Below are 17,570 nucleotides of genomic sequence, written 5' to 3'. Positions count from 1 at the left end.
CTCTTCCCGAACGATGGTTACCGATATATCGTTAACCATCGTTCAGGCAGAACCGAGGAGGCCATCATGAACGGTTCGTTCTCTTCCAACGGGTTCGGAAACCCCTTCGACTTCGGCTCCGGCGGCCGCGGCGGCCCTGGCGGCGCGATCTGGGAGGCCATGGACCAGCTGCGCAACGCCTTCGAGCAGCGCATCCCCACCCCGCGCATGGGCCGCGGTGACGTGCGCGCCGCCGTGCTCGCGCTGCTCGCCGAGCAGCCCATGCACGGCTACCAGATCATCAACGAGATCTCCGAGCGCAGCGGCGGCACCTGGAAGCCGAGCGCCGGTTCGGTCTATCCCACGCTGCAGCTGCTCGCCGACGAGGGCCTCATCGAGGCCGTCGAGGACAACGGCCGCAAGACATACTCGCTGACCGAGGCCGGTCGCGAGGCCACTGCTGAGGACAAGCAGGCACCGTGGGAGGCATCCGCCTCCCGCCCCGGCGCGCACCTGGCCGCGCTGCCCAAGGCGGGCATGGAGCTCGCCGCGGCAGCCGCGCAGGTGGGCCGCACCGGATCGCCCGAGCAGGTGCAGCAGGCGGTGGCCGTGCTGGAGGATGCCCGACGTAAGCTGTACGCGATTCTCGCCGCCGACTGATCGGAGCCCGCATGGCGCAGTCGGCGCATCGCCGTCGCTACCGACGCATCCTGGCCTTCGCCTCCCGCGTGCTCGTGCAGGTGTGGTGGTACGAACTCGTGCTGCCGCGCATCGGGTTCTCGGGAACCGCGGATCGCACGCGCGAGAAGCGGATGCTGCGCATCGCGCGCCGCTTCCGCGACCTCGCGATCGACCTCGGCGGCCTGATGATCAAGGTCGGGCAGTTCCTCTCGTCGCGCCTCGACGTGCTGCCGCCCGAGGTCACGCAGGAGCTCGCCGGTCTGCAGGACGAGGTGCCGGCGGTGCCGTTCCCCGACATCCGCACGCTCGCCGAGGCCGAGCTCGGCACGACCCTCGCTCTCGCGTATGAGCGCTTCGACGAGACGCCGGTCGCCGCGGCATCCCTCGGCCAGGTGCATCGCGCGCGGCTCTCGCCCGCGGCGGCAGCGGATGCCGGCTTCGCCGACGTCGTCGTGAAGGTGCAGCGCCCCGGCATCGACGGCATCATCGACACCGACCTCGCCGCGCTGCGGAAGGTCGGCGGATGGCTGCGCCGCATCCGCATCGTGCGCGAGCGCGTCGACGCCCCGGCGCTCGTCGAGGAGTTCGCCCGCACCAGCCTCGAAGAGGTCGACTACCTGCACGAGGCCGCCAACGGCGAGCGGTTCGCGGCCGACTTCGACGGCGACCCGCGCGTGGCCGCTCCCGCAGTTGCGTGGGAGCGGACGACCCGGCGGGTGCTGACGCTCGCCGACGTCACCGCGATCAAGATCAACGACACGGACGCGCTGCGCGCCGCCGGCATCGATCCCGCCGAGGTCGCGCGCGTGTTCGCCGACGTGATGTTCGACCAGTTCTTCACGCACGGCTTCTTCCACGCCGACCCGCACCCCGGCAACATCTTCGTGACGCCCCTGCAGGGGGAGGGCCCGGACTGGCGTCTGACCTTCGTGGACTTCGGGATGATGGGCGAGGTGCCACCCGGCATCCGCGACGGCCTGCGGGCGCTCGTGATCGCCGTCGCCGCGCGCGACGGCAAGAAGCTCGTCGCCGCCGCGCAGGACATGGGCGTGCTGCTGCCCTCGGCGCAGAACGTCGAGCTCGAGCGCGCCCTCACCACGCTGTTCTCGCGCTTCGGCGGCATGGGCTTCGCCGAGCTGCGCGACGTCGACCCGCAGGAGCTGCAGGGCTTCGCCGTCGAGTTCGGCGAGGTGATGCGCACCATGCCGTTCCAGTTGCCCGAGGGGCTGCTCATGCTGTTCCGCGCGGTCTCGCTGACCTCGGGGATGTGCAGCGGCCTCGACCCCGCCTTCAACGTGTGGGATGCCGTCGAGCCCTACGCCAAGCGCCTGCTGCGCGAGGAGAGCGGCAACGTCGCCACGGACTTCGCCAAGCAGACGCTTGAGAACGCGGCCGTGCTGTGGCGGATGCCGGCGCGCATCGACTCCGCGATCACGAGACTTGAACAGGGCAGTCTGACCTTCGATCTGAGCCGGCTGGAGCGACGGATGGCGCGCCTCGAGGTGCTGATCCGACGCGCAGTCGGGGGCGTCCTGTTCGCGGGACTGCTGATCGGCGGCATCCTGCTGCTTCCGACCAGCGCGGCCTGGGGCGGAGTGCTGATGGGGGTGTCGGCGGTGCCGCTGCTGTACGCGCTGGCGGCAGGGGCGTTCGGCGGGGGCGCGAGATAGCCCCGGAGCGATCTGCTCACTCAACTCCAAGTTGGTTGAGTTGACTGCGCAACGCAATCAGATTGCATCAGGCATTTTGGTCTCTGAATTTGCACGGGACCGGCCCTCGGGGTCATACTCAACGCGCCATGCGCACCTCTCCCGAACCCTCTCCGACTGTCGCCGTCCTCGGTGCCGGACGCCTCGGCGGCGTGCTCGCCCGCGCGTTGCGTGCATCGGGACTGACCGTGCACGGGCCGCTCCGCCGCGGTGAGGAGGTCCCCGCGAGCGACATCGTGCTGCTGTGCGTTCCGGATGCCGCGATCGCTGACGTCGCCGCCGGAGTGGATGCGGGCCTCATCGGACACATGTCCGGAGCGACCGGCCTGGACGACGTCGACTTCAGCCTGCATCCGCTGCAGACATTCACCGGGGCCGAGGAGCCGGAGGCGTTCCACGGCATCGGCGCGGCCGTCGCCGGGCGGACGCCCGAGGCCCTGGCCGTCGCGACATCTCTCGCCGAGCGACTCGGGGCGCGCCCCTTCGAAGTCGACGACCGCGCGGGCTATCACGCGGCAGCGTCGTTCGCCTCGAACTTCATGCTGACCGTGCTGGATGTAGCGGAGCAGCTCGCCGAGGAAGCCGGGGTTGAGGATGCCCGTGAGCTCCTCGCCCCGCTGGTGCGGCAGACAGCAGACAACTGGGTCGCGTCCGGGGCATCCGATGCCCTGACCGGCCCGATCGCCCGCGGCGACGAGGCCACGGTCGCGCGTCAGCGGGCGGCGCTCCGCCCCGAGCTCGTCCCGCTCTTCGACGAACTCGCTGACGCCACCCGCGCGCTGGCCACCCCGCACCCTGAGCGAGCGGACTCCACCCCGCACTCCGCCCCGCACCCTGAGCGACCGAAGCGAGACGAAGGGGCTGAGACTGGGCGAGCGGACTCCACCCCGCACCCTGAGCGAGCGGAGCGAGACGAAGGGGCTGAGACTGGGCGCCCTTCGTCTCGCTCCGCTCGCTCAGGAACTGAGGACAAACCCGCTCGCTCAGGAACCGAGGGCAGGGGAGTCGAAGCACATCCGGAGGCCACCGCATGAGGATCATCCGCACCATCCCCGAGCTGCGCGCCGCGGTCTCCGACGCCCGCAATGACGGAGCATCCGTCGGGCTGGTCCCCACCATGGGCGCGTTCCACGAGGGGCACCTCTCGCTCATGCGCCGAGCCCGCGAAGACAACGGCCTCGTCGTCGTCTCGCTGTTCGTGAACCCGACCCAGTTCGGCGCGAACGAGGACCTCGGTTCCTACCCGCGCGACGAGGCCCGCGACGCCGCGATGGCCCAGGCCGAGGGCGTCGATGTGCTCTTCGCTCCGGATGCCGCGGAGATCTACCCGGAAGGATTCGCGACCAGCATCCACGTCTCCGGGCTCACCGAGGTGCTCGACGGTGCGAGCCGTGGCGCGCACCACTTCGACGGGGTCGCGACCGTGGTCACGAAGCTGTTCGGCATCGTGCGGCCCGACGTCGCGTACTTCGGTCAGAAGGATGCGCAGCAGGTGCTCGTCGTGCGCCGTCTGGTGCGCGATCTGAACCTTGACGTGCGCATCGAGGCGTGTCCGATCGTCCGCGAGGCGGACGGTCTCGCGATGAGCTCGCGCAACGTCTACCTCGACGCGGCCGCCCGGGCTCGGGCCACCGCGCTGAACCGGGCTCTCGACGCGGCATCCGCCCTCGCCGACGCGGGCGAGCGCGACGCCGCCGTGCTGATCGACGCGGCATCGCGGGTGCTGGACGAGGCCGGCATCCGCCCCGACTATCTGGAGCTGCGTGACAACGATGACCTGCACGCAGTGACCCGGCTCGACGGAGAGGCGCTGCTCGCCGTCGCCGCCTGCGTCGGAGCCGCGCGACTGATCGACAACCACATCCTTCGCAGCACTGACCTGAAAGGCGGCGCGTGATGCGACGCACCATGCTGAAGTCCAAGATCCACCGCGCGACCGTCACCGGCAGCGACCTGAACTACGTCGGCTCGATCACGATCGACCCCGACCTGCTGGAGGCCGCCGACATCCTGCCGCACGAGCAGGTGCACGTCGTCGACGTGGACAACGGGTCGCGCTTCGTCACCTACACGATCGAGGGCGAGCGCGGCTCCGGCGCGATGCAGGTCAACGGCGCCGCCGCGCGTCTCGTGCACGCGGGCGACACGATCATCGTCATCTCCTACGCGGAGTACTCCCGCAAGGACCTCGCGGAGTACGAGCCGACCGTCGTGCACGTGGACCGCGGAAACCGCATCATCCGCGTCGACGACGTCGTGGACGCGCTGCTGACGGAGGTCGTCGCGTGAGCGCGCATCCGGCTCCGGCGCGCCGGTTGACGCTCGGCGATCTCGCTGCGAAGAAGGATGCCGGTGACCCGATCGTCATGGTCACCGCCTATGACCACCCCGGCGCGCAGATCGCCGAGGAGGCCGGCGTCGACATGGTGCTGGTCGGCGACTCCGGGGCGATGACCGTGCTCGGCTACGACAGCACCGTGCCGGTCACCGTCGACGAGATGCTCATGCTCACGCGCGCGGTGCGGCGTGGGCTCTCGCGCGCCCTGCTCGTCGGCGACCTGCCGTTCGGATCGTACGAGGCATCCGATGCCCTTGCGATCGAGACCGCGCAGCGCTTCGTGAAGGAGGCCGGGGTCGACCTGGTGAAGATCGAGCGCGGCGGCACGACCGTCGACCGGGCGCGGGCGATCGTCGCCTCGGGCATCCCGGTGGTCGGGCACGTCGGGCTGACGCCGCAGACCGCGACAGCGCTCGGCGGCTACCGCGCGCAGGGCCGCACCGCCGAGGGCGCGCTGGCCGTGATCGACGACGCTCTCGCGCTGCAGGACGCCGGATGCTCGCTCATCGTGCTCGAGGCGGTGCCGGCGGAGATCACGCGGGCGCTGCAGCCGCTGCTGCGCATCCCCACGATCGGGATCGGCGCCGGAGCGGATGCCGACGGGCAGGTGCTCGTGTTCCACGACCTGCTCGGTCTGCTCGACGGCCCGCAGGCGAAGTTCGTGAAGCGCTACGCCGAGCTGCGCGGCGCCGCGATCGACGGCGTGCGGGCGTATGCCGATGAGGTGCGCTCGCGGGAGTACCCCGCGGTGGAGCACACCTACGGGATGCCGGCCGACGAGGTGGCGCGGCTGGAGCAGCTGCTCGCTGAGCGGTCCTGAGCGGATCTCGGCTGCTGCGCTTCGCATCTAGCCTGGAGGCGTGACCACTGCACCGCGCCGCGTTCCTCGCGGAGATGAACTCGACAGCCTGATGCGGTTGTACGGCTACCGCTTCACCCGCACCGGCGGGGTCGCGGGCGCGGAGCCGACACACGATGCGGACGACATGACCCTCGCTGAGTCCGCGGGCTGGCCGGTCCACGCGGTCGAGCGCTTCACGCCTGTCGAGATCTTCGAGAGGTCTGTTGCCGCGGCATCCGCGCTCGACGAGGAGGCCGTGCTGGGCGCGTTCGTGGCGGGGCTCGGCAGTGCGCCGTCCGGCCGTCAGATCGTGATCTCGTTCGGGTGGGCCCGCCATCTGTCGGCCGCGGGCGCGAGCCTGCCGGACTGCGGGCTGGAGCCTCGCGACGGAGACGCATTCGCCGTCGATACGACTGAGGTGCTCCTGCGCATCGCGCTCGGATGGGCGTGGAACGAACAGCCCTACAAGTACCTGCCCGATCTCGAGGCCGCGGCCGCGACCGGACTTCCGACGCCGACGGCAGATGATCGCGAGCGGGTGGGGGCACTGCTGGATGTGGTGGTCGCGCAGCCCGCGGGGACGACCGCGGGTGCGCTGGAGAAGGCGGTGGCCCGCGCCAGGATCGTGCCGGGAACCGACAAGTATCAGCGTTACGGCATCCTCATCGGCCTCGCCGAGATCGGGGTGCTGCCCAGCAGTCTCGCGCCCAGCTGGGACGGATTCGTCTCCCGCCGAGAGGTCGAAGAGGCGTGGTCCGGCGGGCCCCGGTCGGACATCACACCGCCGCTGTCCGGGTGGCGCGGTGGCGTCGACGAGAGTCGCGCGGAACGGCTGCGCCGCGTCTGAACGCACGGATCGCGGACGTGGCCTATCCGCTGAAGGATGCGAGGGCGTCGTCCACGGTCTTCGCGGACGTGCTGATGGCGTGATGCCCGTCTTCGATGTCCCAGAGCGTGTTCTGCAGCAGGCGGGCAGCCGTCCACGCCACGGCGCGGGCGCGGTCGAGGTCCAGCATCTCGGTGAGGATGCCGAACCGTCGGCGCACGATGCGGGGTGCGTCTGAGACGGACTCATCAGCGCTCCACCCGCTGTCCAGAGCGGGCCAGAGGTCGAACCCGGGGTCGCCGATGAGGGGCTCGGGGTCGATCGCCAGCCACGGCTCTCGGTCTGCGGCCAGGACATTGCCGTAATGCAGATCCCAGTGCAGGAGGCGATCTCCGGGTTCGGCTTCCACCGCGGTGACCTGACGCGCCCAACGATCGACACGAGCACGGTCGTCGCTGTCGAGAAATCGCATCGCCGCAGGGGCGTCCGTGAGCATCCCTGCGACGATCGTCGTGAGCCGAGGGAGAGGGGCCGGCGCAGGCACGCTGTGCAGGCGCGCGAGGAGCCCGCCGACCACGCGAACCGCGGCGTCGTCGTCCTCGACGCGTTCGAGACTGTGATCTGCGTGCAGTCGCTCGAGCAGCATCCCGCCCCGGTCGGCGTCGTAGTCCAGGAGCCGAACCATCCCTCGACCCTTCCAAGCGGTGAGCCCGAGCGCCGCGGCACGGGTCTCCGGTTTCGGCACCTGCAGCTTCAGCGCGGCGGGGGTGTCGTCGGCACGAAGCACCGGTACGACGATCCCCGCTTCGCCGGCCCGGACCGCACCATCAGGACGAAGATCCCACTTCTGAAGAAGGTCGCGGGCGACCGACGGCAGCAGGCGTCCCCAGTCACGAGTCGCGTCGTCGCCGGACTCGAAGCCGCTGACGACCGCGGCGGGAATCGCGAACGGTTGCTCTGAGCCCATGCCCGACAGTTCATCACAGTGCAGGGTCGCTAGCGGATGACTTCGAGCGGACCTTCCTCAGGCGTCGGGGGCTCGAACCGTTCGAAGTACTCCCTCGCCGTCTGCTCGGTGAGCGGCCAGTCATCCGCCTGCCTGCCGTGCCGGTCGCCGACCCGGCTGAGGATCGTCTCGAGAGGCGTCGCGATGTAGATCGTCTCCGGCACGACGCCAAGCGGCGCGAGCAGTGCGCGATACTCCTCGCGCTGCCGCCGGAACCAGAATCCGAAGTCGAGCACGACGTCGTGTCCGGTCGCGACCAGGTGCAGCAGGCGGGCCTTGAGCTCCACCGCGACCTCGGCGACCACCTCCGCGGAGGGCATCGTCGTGATCCCGCGATCCCAGAACTCCACCTCGAACGACAGGCGGATCCAGTCCTCCCGCTCCAGGCGCTTGGCATAGGTGGTCTTGCCGGCACCGCCCGGCCCGCACATCATCACGACTCGGGGCCGATGCAGCTCATCTCCTGGCACCCGGCCGAGACTACGCTCCACCGCCGACACCGAGCGCCCTTCGTCTCGCTTCGCTCGCTCAGGGCCCGGGGATGGCGGACTTTCCGAGGGGTGAGCGCCCTTCGTCTCGCTTCGCGGATCCTGAGCGAGGAGCGCAGCGACGAGCGCCGTACTGAGCGAGCGGAGCGAGACGAAGTGACGAAGGGCGCTCAGGGCCCGGGATGGTGGGCTCGCTCAGGGCCCGGGATGGTGGACTCCCTCAGGACCCGGACTGCACAGCCCGGGCATCCGCCGCCGCGATGCCGCGGCGCATCTCGTCCCGCGACGCGTCGTCCCACGGACCGGAGGCGGCGAGCGGGATCTCGGTGAGGAAGCGCCGCTCCGGCTCGGGGATGCGCGAGACGAGCAGGTCCGGGTCGCCGCCGGCCGTCGAGTACAGCGCCGGGCCGTCGGCGTAGAACAGGTCGGTCACGACGAGCCGGCCGTCGGCCCCGCGCATCACGTTCGACGGATTCGTGTCGAGCGGGCCGCACCAGGGCAGCTCGCGCAGCGCCCTGGCGTGGATGCCGTCGATGATGTCGACGAGCTCGGCCACGGCCTCGTCGCGCTGGGCGATCAGTCCGTGGAACGCATGCGCATCCGACTCGTCCACGGGCGTCAGCCACTCCATCAGCTGCAGGTCGCCGCCACCGGCCAGCCGCCGATGCGCGAAGAGCTCGGGCACCAGCCGGGTGTGCGCGGCCGCGCGGTACAGCTCCGCCGTGTACGGCCCGGTCGGATCGAAGGGACTGATCCGCACCGCGGCCGATCCATCCGGTGCGCGCAGCGCGATGGCCCAGTCCCCGGCGCCGGCGCGCGTCCATCCGGTATCCCTGAACGCGCGCTCGGCGGTGCGGTGGTCGGCGTCCTGAGGGAGCGCGGCGAGCGTGGCATCCATCTTCATCCTCGAGACGTCGTGTGAGTGCGGCGGACCGCCGCGGAGATCACGGCGATCAGAGTTCCAGCGGCCACGCCGATCACCGTCTCGAGCATCCGGTCCCGCAGCAGCACGTCGACGGACGTCGGCGCGGCGAGCTCCACCATGAGCAGGGCGAGCGGCGTGACGAAGACCATCGCGATGCCGTAGTTGCGTCCGACGAACATCTCGGTGCAGGCCTGGAACACGATCGCGAGCGCGACGACGGCCAGCGGCGGCAGGTGCAGGGCGAGGATGCCGGCGGCGACCAGGACGCCCAGCAGCGTGCCGACCAGACGCTGGATGCCGCGGATGATGCGCGCGTTGACGTGTGCGCCGCCGACCGCGGCAGCCGCGCCGACCATCGCCCAGTACCAGTGCGTTCCCACCAGCAGCAGTCCGATCGCGCCGGCGAGCAGCGTGGCGGCTCCGACCGTGATGGCCATCTCCCAGGCGACGCCGCCGATCCGCTGCCGGGCCGGTGCGGGGACGATCTCGGGCACGGCGCGGTCCCTGGCGGCCGCGAACACCGTCGTCACCAGCAGCGCGAAGATCACGCTCGCGGTGCCGACGACGAGCACGTTCGCGAACGCGACGCCGGATGCCGGGATGCTGGCGGTCGCTCCGATCGCGAACACCGCGAACAGCGCTCCAGGGGGATGCCAGCGCATCATATAGGCGAGCAGCGTGACCAGCGAGGCGACCACGGCGACCGCGACGACGGCGACCAGCGCCGGCACGCCGAAGAACGACAGTGCGGTTCCGGCGAGCATCGCCAGCAGCAGGACCCCTCCTGCGCTCGCCTGCATGCGCAGGCGATCCGAGAAGACGTCGCCGCGTCCGTAGAGCGCTGCGAAAGACCCGAAGCTCGCGTAGATGCTGAGGTCGAGCCGCCCGATCGCCCAGAGGATCAGGAGCGGCACGCCGACGCTGACCGCGGCACGGATCGCGACGCGATGGTCGCCGCGGGACGGGGCCACTCTGATGACGCCCGTCCACACCCGTCCGCGAGATTCGGCCACCTCTCAAGCGTAGACGGCGACCAGCATGCGCCGAGGTGCCCGCTGCGTCAAGGGCTGAGGGATCGGCGTTGATACCGTCGAACGGTGCTGACCAACATCGCGCTGACCAAGATCATCCTGCTGATCGTCGTCGTCGCGCTGATCCCGCTGGTCGTGTGGTGGATGCGTCGGCATCCGAACGTCTCGAAGACGCACCCGGATCGCCAGCGGATGCCGAAGCTCGTCGCCGTCGTCGGCTGGGTGTTCCTGGTGCTCGGCGCCCTGATGTCGCTGGTCGCGTTCACCTCGGATGACGCGGACGATCCGACCGCGTTCCGGATCGCGTCGGTGGCGATCGTGATCGGCGGCATCCTCTTCCTCGGCGTCTACCGCAACTGGTATGTCGCGCCCGAGGCGGATGTCGTGCACTTCCGCACCGTGCTCGGACGCGAGGAGCGCATCGTATACAGCGACATCGTCACCTACCGGATGACCGAGCTGAACGGGCAGCCGAACCTCAGAGTGAAGGCGGGCAACGGCGTGAAGCTCGCCCTGAACCCGAACATGTACGACGTGTCACCGCTGCTCGCGGCGATCCGGTTCAAGGAGGAGCGCGGCCGCTGGCCGCTGCCCGGCGAGCCCCGCTGACCTCGCCGCCCGGGAACGGACCGAGATCCAGGAGGCCGCTGATCGGCGTGGCGGCTATCTCGGGGTCGAAGTGGAGCTGGAGTCCGCAGACGCGTGGCCATCCGATTGGTTGCTCCCGGACTGCGGCGGCCGCGCCCCGTTGTCGCCCTCACGCGACGCAGACTCTTCCGCCGCCGCGGTGATGCGGGCGGCCATTCCCGAGAAGATCAGCCCGTGGAAGGGCAGAACGGCGAGCCAGTAGAGCCTGCCAGACAGCCCTCGAGGAAAGAACACCGCCCGCTGCGCGTACTGCGATCCCGCGGCCGTCGGCAGGGCTCGCAGCTCGAGCCACGCCGCGCCGGGCACCTTCATCTCGGCGCGCAGCCGCAGCAGGCCGCCGTCCTCCGCGTCGGGAGCGCGCACAGCCTCCACCCGCCAGAAGTCCAGGGCGTCCCCGATCGTGAGCCGGCTGCGGCTGCGCCGACCGCGGCTCAGCCCGACCCCGCCGACGAGCCGGTCCATCCAGCCCCGCACGGCCCAGAGGAAGCCGGAGGAGTACCAGCCGTTCTCCCCTCCGATGCCCATGATCACGGCCCACAGGCTGGTGAGCGACGCGGTGGTGTCCAGTGACTGCTCGTCGGTGAAGACCGTGCGGCCGGCCCAGTCAGGATCGCTCGGCAGCGGATCGCTCGGTGCGCCGCTGACCTCGGCGTCCTTCCAACTGGTCTCGACGGAGTCGGCCTCGACGCGGCCGAGCGCGAGGGCGACTGCGCGCCGATACGGCGTCAGGCCGCCGTCGGGCGGAGGGATGATCTCGTCGACGGCGCGGTCCTTCACAATGCACTCGTTCTGCAGGGAGGCGACCAGCGGGCGCGCGATCGCGCGCGGCACCGGCGTCACCAGGTTCACCCAGTGTGAGGCGAGGCCCGGCGTCAGCACCGGCAGGGCCGCGATCGCGCGCTGCGGCAGGCCGGCCTCGACGGCGTAGCCGTTCATCATCTGCCCGTAGCGCAGCACGTCGGGGCCGCCGATGTCGACTGCACGATTCACCGTCGGGCCGACGCGCGCGGCGGCGAGCAGGTAGTACAGGACGTCGCGGATCGCGATGGGCTGGATGCGGTTGCGCACCCACTTCGGCGCGGGCATGTACGGCAGCACGTCGGTGAGGTGCCGGATCATCTCGAAGGAGGCGGATCCGGATCCGATGACGACGCCCGCCTGCAGCACGAGGGTCGGCACGCCGGAGGCGAGGAGGATCTCGCCCACCCGCACCCGCGAGCGCAGGTGCGGCGACAGCCGGATGCCCTCGGGATGCAGGCCGCCGAGGTAGACGATCCGACGGACTCCGGCGGATGATGCGGCGGAGGCGACGGTTTCGGCCGCGCGTTCATCCGCCTCCTCGAAGCCCTTGCCCGCACCCATGGAGTGGACCAGGTAGTACAGGACGTCGACGTCGGTCATCGCCTGAGTCACGGCGTCCTCGTCCTCCGCGGACCCCTCGACGATCTCGACATCCGATCCCCAGGGGAGGGACGCCGCACGTGCGGCATCCCTGGCCAGTACGCGCACCCGGTAGCCGGCGTTGAGCAGTCGGGGTGTGAGGCGTCCGCCGATGTAGCCGGTGGTGCCGAGCACGAGCGCGCGCGGCGCGCTGCCGTCCTCCCGCGGGATCGCGCGGACAGCGGACTCGCGACCGGTGGGCTGGGTGAGTTCCGTCATGGTCCGACACTACGGATGCCAGCACGCAGGAGAAGGGTCTTGACACCGGCATCCACCCGTCGTAACGTACAACCAAATGGTTGCACAAACAGAACTGAGCGAGACGGAGATCGACCGTGTGTTCCACGCACTGGCGACGTCGACCCGGCGCGACATCCTGCGCCGGACGATCGATCGCGAGCAGTCCGTCTCCGAGCTGGCCCGCGACTACGACATGTCGTTCGCCGCGGTCCAGAAGCACGTCGCCGTCCTCGAAGAGGCGCGGCTCATCATCAAGCGCGCCGAGGGACGCGAGCGGCTGGTCCGCGCGAATCCTGACATGATCGCCCGCGCCAAGGCGCTGCTCGCCCGCTACGAGGAACTCTGGCGCGCACGCATCGCCCGTCTCGACGACCTGCTCGCCGAGCCAGATCCCCGCAACGACCCCGCACGACCTGATCAAGGAGACTGACAATGCCCGTCATCGACATCACCAACGACCCCGAGGCACTCACCCTCACCGTGACGGCCGAGTTCGCGGCTCCGGTCGAGCGCGTCTGGAACGCGTACGCCGACCCGCAGCAGCTCGAGCGGTTCTGGGGTCCTCCCGGTTGGCCGGCGACGTTCACCAGCTTCGACCACCGTCCCGGTGGCTTCGCGCAGTACCACATGACCAGCCCGCAGGGCGAGAAGTCCTCCGGTCGCTGGGAGTTCCTGAAGATCGAGGAGCCCAACAGCTTCGAGGTGCTGGACTGCTTCGTCGACGAAGCCGGCGAACCGCTCGGCTTCCCCGCGATGCGCATGGTCTTCGGGTTCGCCGAGGAGGACGGCTCCACCCGAATGACCTGCGTCACCCACTTCGACTCGGTCGAGGCACTCCAGCAGTCCGTCGAGATGGGTATGGTCGAGGGCACCCGCATGGCGATGGCGCAGATCGACGCCGTGCTGCAGGACCTGCGCGAGTACGCGCAGGGCAAGGGCACCCGCCTCGAACTGCTCGACGACACACACGTGCGCATCACCCGCCTGGTGAACGGCCCGCGCGAGGTGGTCTGGCGCGCCCACATGGACCCGGAGCTCACCAAGCAGTGGATGACCGGACCCGACGGCTGGGTGATGACCGAGGACATCCCGGCCGACACGGTCGGCAAGCACTACCGCACCTCGTGGGCGCCGGTCGGCGACACCGAGGGCGAGCCGTTCGGCTTCGAGGGCGACGTGCTGCTCATCGACGCCCCGCGTCGCGCGGTCACCACCGAGATGATGATCGGCACCGACGGGCCTTCCACCCTCAACGATCTGAGCCTCTACGAGGAGGACGACGCCACTCTCATCACCATGCTCATCGAGTACCCCGACAAGGAGACTCGCGACATGATCCTCGCCACCGGCATGATCGACGGCATGGAGGCCGGATACGACCGCCTCGAGCGCACGGTGCTCGTGCCGTAGTAACCGACGTCTCTTCTGCCCCTGCGTCGGCTGAACCGGCGCAGGGGCAGAATGATGTCATGGCCCTTCCGATCTCCGCACTGCAGATGCCCGACCCCCAGCGCGTGTACACGGCCGACGGAACGAGCCTCGCGACCTACACCTGGGGCGATCTCGATGCCCCGGTCGTGGTCATGGTGCACGGGTTCGCGTCGAACACCCACGACAACTGGGTGCTCACCGGTCTGGAGCGCCGGCTCGCGGCATCCGGTCTGCGGGTGATCGGCATCGACCAGCGCGGCCACGGCCGCAGCGAGAAGCCGCACGAGGCAGGTGCCTACAGTCTTCGGACGCTCGCCGCGGATGTCGAGACCGTGCTCGACACCTACCTCGTCGACACCGCGTCGTACCTCGGGTACTCGCTCGGCGGACGCGTCGGATGGCAGGTCATGCTCGACCTCGAGGACCGCATCGACCGGGCCGTACTCGGCGGCGTGCCCGACGGCACTGCCCTCGATCGCATCGTGCTCGAAGAGGTGCAGGCGCACCTCGACGAAGGCGCACCGATCAGCGATCCCGTCACGCAGAGCTACATCGAGCTCACGGAGCGGGTGCCGGGCAACGATCTGCGCGCTCTGCTCGCCCTCGCCCGCGGCATGCGCAACGACGCGATCATCGCCCATCCCGAGAATGCCCCGCAGGTTCCGGTGCTGTTCGTCACCGGCACCGAGGACACCATCCTGGAGGGATCGCGCCGGCTCGCGGAGGTCACGCCCCAGGGGCGGCTGGTCGAGGTGCCAGGGCGGCACCACTTCAACACCCCCGCATCCCGTGGGTTCCGCGACGCGGCATCCGACTTCCTCACCGCCGACAGAGACTGATCCGGCACGTGGGCATCGTCGTCAAATTCCTGCTGATCCTGCTGGTCGTCGCGCTGGTGATCGGCATGGTCGTGCGGCTGTTCCGCAAGCCCACCCGGCCGGTCGAGACCGGCCCGAAGAAGCAGCGGATGCCGCTGATCGTGCCCCTCATCGGATGGCTGCTGCTGATCGCCGGCGTGGGCATGGGCCTCGCCGGGTTCTCGGCCAGGCAGGGAACCGATCCGGTGCCGATGCGGATCGGCTCGGTGGTCGCCCTGATCCTCGGCCTGATCGTGCTGCTGCTGCATCGCAACCGCTACGTGCAGACCGGTGCCGACGGGGTGCGGTTCCGCACCTTCCTCGGCCGTCAGGGCGAGATCGCGTACCGCGACGTCACGACCTACACCGTGGCGGAGGCCGGATGGCGCTCCCGACTGCAACTGCGCGCCGGCGACGGCACCCGGCTGAAGGTGAACCCAATGGTGTTCGACATGTCGCCGGCGCTCGCGGCGATCAGGTTCAAGGAGCGCTCCGGGCGATGGCCTGCTCCTGGCGAGGCGCGCTGAGGAGAGCGTCACCCAGCACTACCCCAGCATGACGTGACACCTTTGACAGCATGAGTGTCCATGCCCCGGCGCACGCCCCGCAGCAGAGCAACGCTCTCGCGGGCACCGCGCTCGGAGTCGTGGCTGTCGCCGCAGGCGTCGCCCCGTGGATCGCGGCCGGCGGCATCCTGCCGGTGCAGAACCTGTGGCGCACCGAGGTGCAGCGCTTCCAGATGCCGTTCTCGCTGCTGCCGGTGAGCCAGTACTACGCGACCAGCATGTTCGTGCTGATCGTGATGGGCGGCGTCTTCGCCGGCGTCGCCCGGCGCCTGCTCGCCCGCACCTGGAAGGCCTGGCCGATCGCGCTCGGCGTGCTGATCGGGCATGTCGTCGCCGTCACGCAGAGCTTCATCGCGGATGCCCGCGGGCTCGACCTCGACGACAGCCGGGCCTGGTGGTACCTCGGCGGACTGCTGTTCGGGGCGATCATCGCGGTCGGCTTCGCGCAGGTCGGCTACTGGCTGATCGCCCGGCCGTCCAACGGGCCCGCGGCCCTCGGCATCGCGCTCGCCGCCGTGCCGTTCGCCGGCTGGATCGGCATGTGGGCGCAGCTGCTCTCGGGCACGACAGGTGTTCCGCAGGGCATCATCCTGCTGCTGCGCTGGGTGCCGGCGATCGTGGTCGGTCTCGCCCTGGCCTGGTGCGGGGCGGTGCCGGCGACGCGCCTGATCGTCTGGCTGCTCGGGCTGAGCGCACTGTGGATCGTGCCCGCCGCATTCACCGCGATCCAGTACGCCCTCGGCTCACGCGTGCTGGCGGGCGACCTCAGCGAGATGGCGGCAGCGGGCATGCAGGTGTTCCCCGCGGCGCTCGCGGTCGGATGGCTGCCGGTGGTCGTCGCTACCGCGATCGGCGTGGTCGGCGCGGCGCTTACCGCGATCCTGAGGCGGCAGCGGGGTTAGTCCTCGTCCTCGTCGTCTTCGCCACTCGCCGTGACGTCCGCGGCCCCGGGCGCCGGGGCCGCGACCGGGAACACCACGGTCGTGTAGAGCGGGCCGCCGCCCAGGCCGAAGATATCGGATGCCGTGGGCGGTGCATCGAGCTGCTCGGCGGCGCTCTGCGGATCGAGCGGTTCGGACGGAAGCCCGGCCCACTCGTTCTGCTCCTCCTCGGGACGCTGCTGGAAAAGACCCATGCGGCTATTGTCCCTCCGCCTGCGAGGCGTCGGCGCGGGGCTCGTCCCGAGGCGCTTCCCGCACGGCGTCGACGAGGTCGCGCCAGGCGCCGACCAGCGCCGACTCCGGCAACTCGCGGCGCCGCTCATCGTGCAGGGTGGTGGCCTGGATCAGCCAGGTGAACCTGTCCGCGCCGAGCGGCGACTCGGGCTCCGGGTCATCCCAGGGGCAGCTCTCGATGAGCTCGAGCCAGCGCCGCTCCTCGTCGGGGCCGGGATCCACCCGCCACCGACGGCGGATGCCGGCGATCCCGCCGGTGCGCACGACGAGCACCGCGAGCGCGCCGGCGGGCGCGTCATCCGGCCGTGGTGCCTGTGGATCCATCCGTGATCACTCCGACGGTGGTCCACGCGTTGCGGACCGCCTCTTCCACGGTATCGCCCAGTTCGCGCGCCGCAACCAGTGTCGCGTCGGCGAACTGCGCGAAGGTGGCCGTGGTCGACAGCCCGCCGGTCAGAGCGCGGTACCAGACCGTGCCCGCCTCTTCCCAGGCGTGACCGCCCAGAGCGGTCGCTGTGAGGGCGAACGCGCGGTTCGGGATGCCGGAGTTGATGTGCACCCCGCCGTTGTCCTCGGTGGTGGTCACGTAGTGCGCCATGTCTGCGGGCTGCGGATCTTTGCCGAGCTCATCGTCGTCATAAGCGGTGCCCGGGTTCAGCATGTCGCGCAGCGCGCGGCCCTGCACCGCGTCGGTGAAGAGGTCGGCGCCGATCAGCCAGCTGGCCTGATCGGCCGTCTGCCCGAGCAGGTGCTGCTCGGTGAGGGCGCCGAACACGTCGGCGATCGACTCGTTCAGCGCGCCGGGCTGGCCCTGGTACTCCAGGCCGGAGGCGGTCTGGATGACCCCGTGCCCGAGCTCGTGGCCGATCACCGAGACCGAGCCGGTGAAGCCCTGGAACACCTCGCCGTCTCCGTCGCCGAAGACCATGCGGGCGCCGTCCCAGAAGGCGTTGTCGTACTTCTGGCCGTAGTGCACGGTGGCGTTCAGCGGCGCGCCGGCGCCGTCGAGCGAGTTGCGCTCGAACGCCTCGAGCAGCATGTCGAACGTGGCGCCCAAGCCGTCGAAGGCCTGATTCACGGACACATCGGCGACGGGTGCGTCGTCCTCTTTCCGCACGACCGTGCCGGGCAGGGTCTCGGTGCCCTCGGCATCCGAGACCGTGCGGTCGGGAGCGGCGGTCACCTCGGCGACCAGCGCGCCGGACTCGTCGATCGAGAGCTCGAGCCGCGAGCGGAACGGCGGACGCCCGGCGATGAGCGTCTGCCGCGCGGCATCCGCCGCGGTGGAGTACCGCTCGGACTGCGCGAGCCTGGCCAGCAGATAGGCGGGCACGATCGCGTGGTGGATGGGGGTCGGGAACGTCTTCGTCATCTTCGTCATCTTCTTCT

21 protein-coding genes are annotated in these 17,570 nt (G+C 70.3%); 13 read left to right on the top strand and 8 right to left on the bottom strand.

All coding sequences use genetic code 11. From position 1 onward, the window contains the following. The first annotated feature begins 66 nt into the window (after positions 1-66). The 7 genes from ACFVAE_RS09240 (at position 67) to ACFVAE_RS09210 (ending at position 6,395) form a co-directional block, all read left to right on the top strand. Entirely contained in the window at positions 67-639 is a 573-nt protein-coding gene (locus tag ACFVAE_RS09240) for a PadR family transcriptional regulator (RefSeq protein ID WP_378890856.1), read from the top strand. Positions 640-650: 11 nt separating this feature from the next. After that, complete coding sequence (locus ACFVAE_RS09235) at positions 651-2,330, top strand: ABC1 kinase family protein (RefSeq protein ID WP_378890854.1); 1,680 nt, start codon at positions 651-653, stop codon at positions 2,328-2,330. A gap of 128 nt (positions 2,331-2,458) precedes the next feature. Next, positions 2,459-3,403, top strand: coding sequence for a Rossmann-like and DUF2520 domain-containing protein (locus ACFVAE_RS09230; protein WP_378890851.1), 945 nt, complete (start codon positions 2,459-2,461; stop codon positions 3,401-3,403). After that, positions 3,400-4,266: a pantoate--beta-alanine ligase gene (panC, locus tag ACFVAE_RS09225; protein WP_378890848.1), complete on the top strand. Its 867-nt coding sequence runs from the start codon at positions 3,400-3,402 to the stop codon at positions 4,264-4,266. Before ACFVAE_RS09230 ends, panC begins: the two co-directional genes overlap by 4 nt. Continuing rightward, positions 4,266-4,658: an aspartate 1-decarboxylase gene (gene panD / locus ACFVAE_RS09220; RefSeq protein WP_378890846.1), complete on the top strand. Its 393-nt coding sequence runs from the start codon at positions 4,266-4,268 to the stop codon at positions 4,656-4,658. The genes panC and panD overlap by 1 nt, the downstream gene beginning before the upstream one ends. Then, on the top strand, positions 4,655-5,527 hold the full coding sequence (gene panB, locus ACFVAE_RS09215; protein WP_378890844.1) for a 3-methyl-2-oxobutanoate hydroxymethyltransferase: 873 nt from the start codon (positions 4,655-4,657) through the stop codon (positions 5,525-5,527). Before panD ends, panB begins: the two co-directional genes overlap by 4 nt. Before the next feature lie 40 nt (positions 5,528-5,567). After that, complete coding sequence (locus ACFVAE_RS09210) at positions 5,568-6,395, top strand: hypothetical protein (RefSeq protein ID WP_378890842.1); 828 nt, start codon at positions 5,568-5,570, stop codon at positions 6,393-6,395. Between the two features lie 22 nt (positions 6,396-6,417). Here ACFVAE_RS09210 and ACFVAE_RS09205 read toward each other — a convergent pair whose 3' ends face one another. From ACFVAE_RS09205 to ACFVAE_RS09190, 4 genes are all read right to left on the bottom strand, one after another. Beyond that, the gene (locus ACFVAE_RS09205; RefSeq protein WP_378890839.1) at positions 6,418-7,341 is read right to left on the bottom strand and encodes an aminoglycoside phosphotransferase family protein; all 924 of its coding nucleotides are present in this window, start codon (positions 7,339-7,341) and stop codon (positions 6,418-6,420) included. A gap of 29 nt (positions 7,342-7,370) precedes the next feature. Continuing rightward, the gene (locus ACFVAE_RS09200) at positions 7,371-7,850 is read right to left on the bottom strand and encodes an AAA family ATPase (protein WP_378890837.1); all 480 of its coding nucleotides are present in this window, start codon (positions 7,848-7,850) and stop codon (positions 7,371-7,373) included. Between the two features lie 238 nt (positions 7,851-8,088). Continuing rightward, complete coding sequence (locus ACFVAE_RS09195; protein WP_378890834.1) at positions 8,089-8,766, bottom strand: hypothetical protein; 678 nt, start codon at positions 8,764-8,766, stop codon at positions 8,089-8,091. A gap of 2 nt (positions 8,767-8,768) precedes the next feature. Next, positions 8,769-9,806: an FUSC family protein gene (locus tag ACFVAE_RS09190; RefSeq protein WP_378890832.1), complete on the bottom strand. Its 1,038-nt coding sequence runs from the start codon at positions 9,804-9,806 to the stop codon at positions 8,769-8,771. 84 nt (positions 9,807-9,890) lie between these two features. On the opposite strand from ACFVAE_RS09190, the gene ACFVAE_RS09185 reads away from it, so the two are divergent. After that, on the top strand, positions 9,891-10,433 hold the full coding sequence (locus ACFVAE_RS09185) for a hypothetical protein (RefSeq protein ID WP_378890829.1): 543 nt from the start codon (positions 9,891-9,893) through the stop codon (positions 10,431-10,433). 54 nt (positions 10,434-10,487) lie between these two features. Here ACFVAE_RS09185 and ACFVAE_RS09180 read toward each other — a convergent pair whose 3' ends face one another. Next, positions 10,488-12,131 carry an SDR family oxidoreductase gene (locus tag ACFVAE_RS09180; protein WP_378890827.1) on the bottom strand — a complete coding sequence of 548 codons (1,644 nt, stop codon included), beginning with the start codon at positions 12,129-12,131 and terminating at the stop codon, positions 10,488-10,490. A gap of 76 nt (positions 12,132-12,207) precedes the next feature. On the opposite strand from ACFVAE_RS09180, the gene ACFVAE_RS09175 reads away from it, so the two are divergent. From ACFVAE_RS09175 to ACFVAE_RS09155, 5 genes are read left to right on the top strand one after another with little or no spacing between them, the layout of a single operon-like run. Further along, positions 12,208-12,582 carry an ArsR/SmtB family transcription factor gene (locus tag ACFVAE_RS09175; protein ID WP_378890825.1) on the top strand — a complete coding sequence of 125 codons (375 nt, stop codon included), beginning with the start codon at positions 12,208-12,210 and terminating at the stop codon, positions 12,580-12,582. Between the two features lie 2 nt (positions 12,583-12,584). Next, positions 12,585-13,562 (top strand): SRPBCC domain-containing protein, encoded by a 978-nt coding sequence (locus ACFVAE_RS09170; RefSeq protein WP_378890822.1) that lies wholly within the window; start codon positions 12,585-12,587, stop codon positions 13,560-13,562. A 59-nt stretch (positions 13,563-13,621) separates the two neighbouring features. Next, positions 13,622-14,422: an alpha/beta fold hydrolase gene (locus tag ACFVAE_RS09165; RefSeq protein WP_378890819.1), complete on the top strand. Its 801-nt coding sequence runs from the start codon at positions 13,622-13,624 to the stop codon at positions 14,420-14,422. Positions 14,423-14,430: 8 nt separating this feature from the next. Then, a complete protein-coding gene (locus tag ACFVAE_RS09160) occupies positions 14,431-14,967 on the top strand; it encodes a hypothetical protein (RefSeq protein WP_378890816.1) in 537 nt (178 codons plus the stop codon). 50 nt (positions 14,968-15,017) lie between these two features. Next, positions 15,018-15,908 (top strand): hypothetical protein, encoded by an 891-nt coding sequence (locus tag ACFVAE_RS09155; RefSeq protein WP_378890813.1) that lies wholly within the window; start codon positions 15,018-15,020, stop codon positions 15,906-15,908. Here the strand turns inward: ACFVAE_RS09155 and ACFVAE_RS09150 are convergent. From ACFVAE_RS09150 to ACFVAE_RS09140, 3 genes are read right to left on the bottom strand one after another with little or no spacing between them, the layout of a single operon-like run. Further along, positions 15,905-16,141 carry a hypothetical protein gene (locus tag ACFVAE_RS09150; protein WP_378890811.1) on the bottom strand — a complete coding sequence of 79 codons (237 nt, stop codon included), beginning with the start codon at positions 16,139-16,141 and terminating at the stop codon, positions 15,905-15,907. The genes ACFVAE_RS09155 and ACFVAE_RS09150 overlap by 4 nt on opposite strands. Before the next feature lie 4 nt (positions 16,142-16,145). Beyond that, positions 16,146-16,505, bottom strand: a complete 360-nt coding sequence (locus ACFVAE_RS09145) for a protealysin inhibitor emfourin (protein WP_378890808.1) — start codon at positions 16,503-16,505, stop codon at positions 16,146-16,148. Beyond that, positions 16,477-17,553, bottom strand: coding sequence for a M4 family metallopeptidase (locus tag ACFVAE_RS09140; RefSeq protein ID WP_378890805.1), 1,077 nt, complete (start codon positions 17,551-17,553; stop codon positions 16,477-16,479). The genes ACFVAE_RS09145 and ACFVAE_RS09140 overlap by 29 nt, the downstream gene beginning before the upstream one ends. Positions 17,554-17,570: the final 17 nt, after the last annotated feature.

This window comes from Microbacterium sp. NPDC057659, assembly GCF_042799915.1.
Taxonomy (GTDB): Bacteria; Actinomycetota; Actinomycetes; order Actinomycetales; family Microbacteriaceae; genus Microbacterium.
The sequence above is the reverse complement of the archived record's forward strand: the minus strand, read 5'-3'. Positions and strand labels throughout refer to the sequence as shown.

Excerpts from the sequence above, each read along its gene's own strand:
- ACFVAE_RS09205 (WP_378890839.1), bottom strand. The coding sequence starts at position 7,341 with ATGGGCTCAGAGCAACCGTTCGCGATTCCCGCCGCGGTCGTCAGCGGC.
- panC (WP_378890848.1), top strand. The coding sequence starts at position 3,400 with ATGAGGATCATCCGCACCATCCCCGAGCTGCGCGCCGCGGTCTCCGAC.
- ACFVAE_RS09195 (WP_378890834.1), bottom strand. The coding sequence starts at position 8,766 with ATGGATGCCACGCTCGCCGCGCTCCCTCAGGACGCCGACCACCGCACC.
- ACFVAE_RS09235 (WP_378890854.1), top strand. The coding sequence starts at position 651 with ATGGCGCAGTCGGCGCATCGCCGTCGCTACCGACGCATCCTGGCCTTC.
- ACFVAE_RS09165 (WP_378890819.1), top strand. The coding sequence starts at position 13,622 with ATGGCCCTTCCGATCTCCGCACTGCAGATGCCCGACCCCCAGCGCGTG.
- panD (WP_378890846.1), top strand. The coding sequence starts at position 4,266 with ATGCGACGCACCATGCTGAAGTCCAAGATCCACCGCGCGACCGTCACC.
- ACFVAE_RS09230 (WP_378890851.1), top strand. The coding sequence starts at position 2,459 with ATGCGCACCTCTCCCGAACCCTCTCCGACTGTCGCCGTCCTCGGTGCC.
- ACFVAE_RS09180 (WP_378890827.1), bottom strand. The coding sequence starts at position 12,131 with ATGACGGAACTCACCCAGCCCACCGGTCGCGAGTCCGCTGTCCGCGCG.
- ACFVAE_RS09175 (WP_378890825.1), top strand. The coding sequence starts at position 12,208 with ATGGTTGCACAAACAGAACTGAGCGAGACGGAGATCGACCGTGTGTTC.
- ACFVAE_RS09240 (WP_378890856.1), top strand. The coding sequence starts at position 67 with ATGAACGGTTCGTTCTCTTCCAACGGGTTCGGAAACCCCTTCGACTTC.
- ACFVAE_RS09170 (WP_378890822.1), top strand. The coding sequence starts at position 12,585 with ATGCCCGTCATCGACATCACCAACGACCCCGAGGCACTCACCCTCACC.
- ACFVAE_RS09155 (WP_378890813.1), top strand. The coding sequence starts at position 15,018 with ATGAGTGTCCATGCCCCGGCGCACGCCCCGCAGCAGAGCAACGCTCTC.
- ACFVAE_RS09150 (WP_378890811.1), bottom strand. The coding sequence starts at position 16,141 with ATGGGTCTTTTCCAGCAGCGTCCCGAGGAGGAGCAGAACGAGTGGGCC.
- ACFVAE_RS09140 (WP_378890805.1), bottom strand. The coding sequence starts at position 17,553 with ATGACGAAGACGTTCCCGACCCCCATCCACCACGCGATCGTGCCCGCC.
- ACFVAE_RS09145 (WP_378890808.1), bottom strand. The coding sequence starts at position 16,505 with ATGGATCCACAGGCACCACGGCCGGATGACGCGCCCGCCGGCGCGCTC.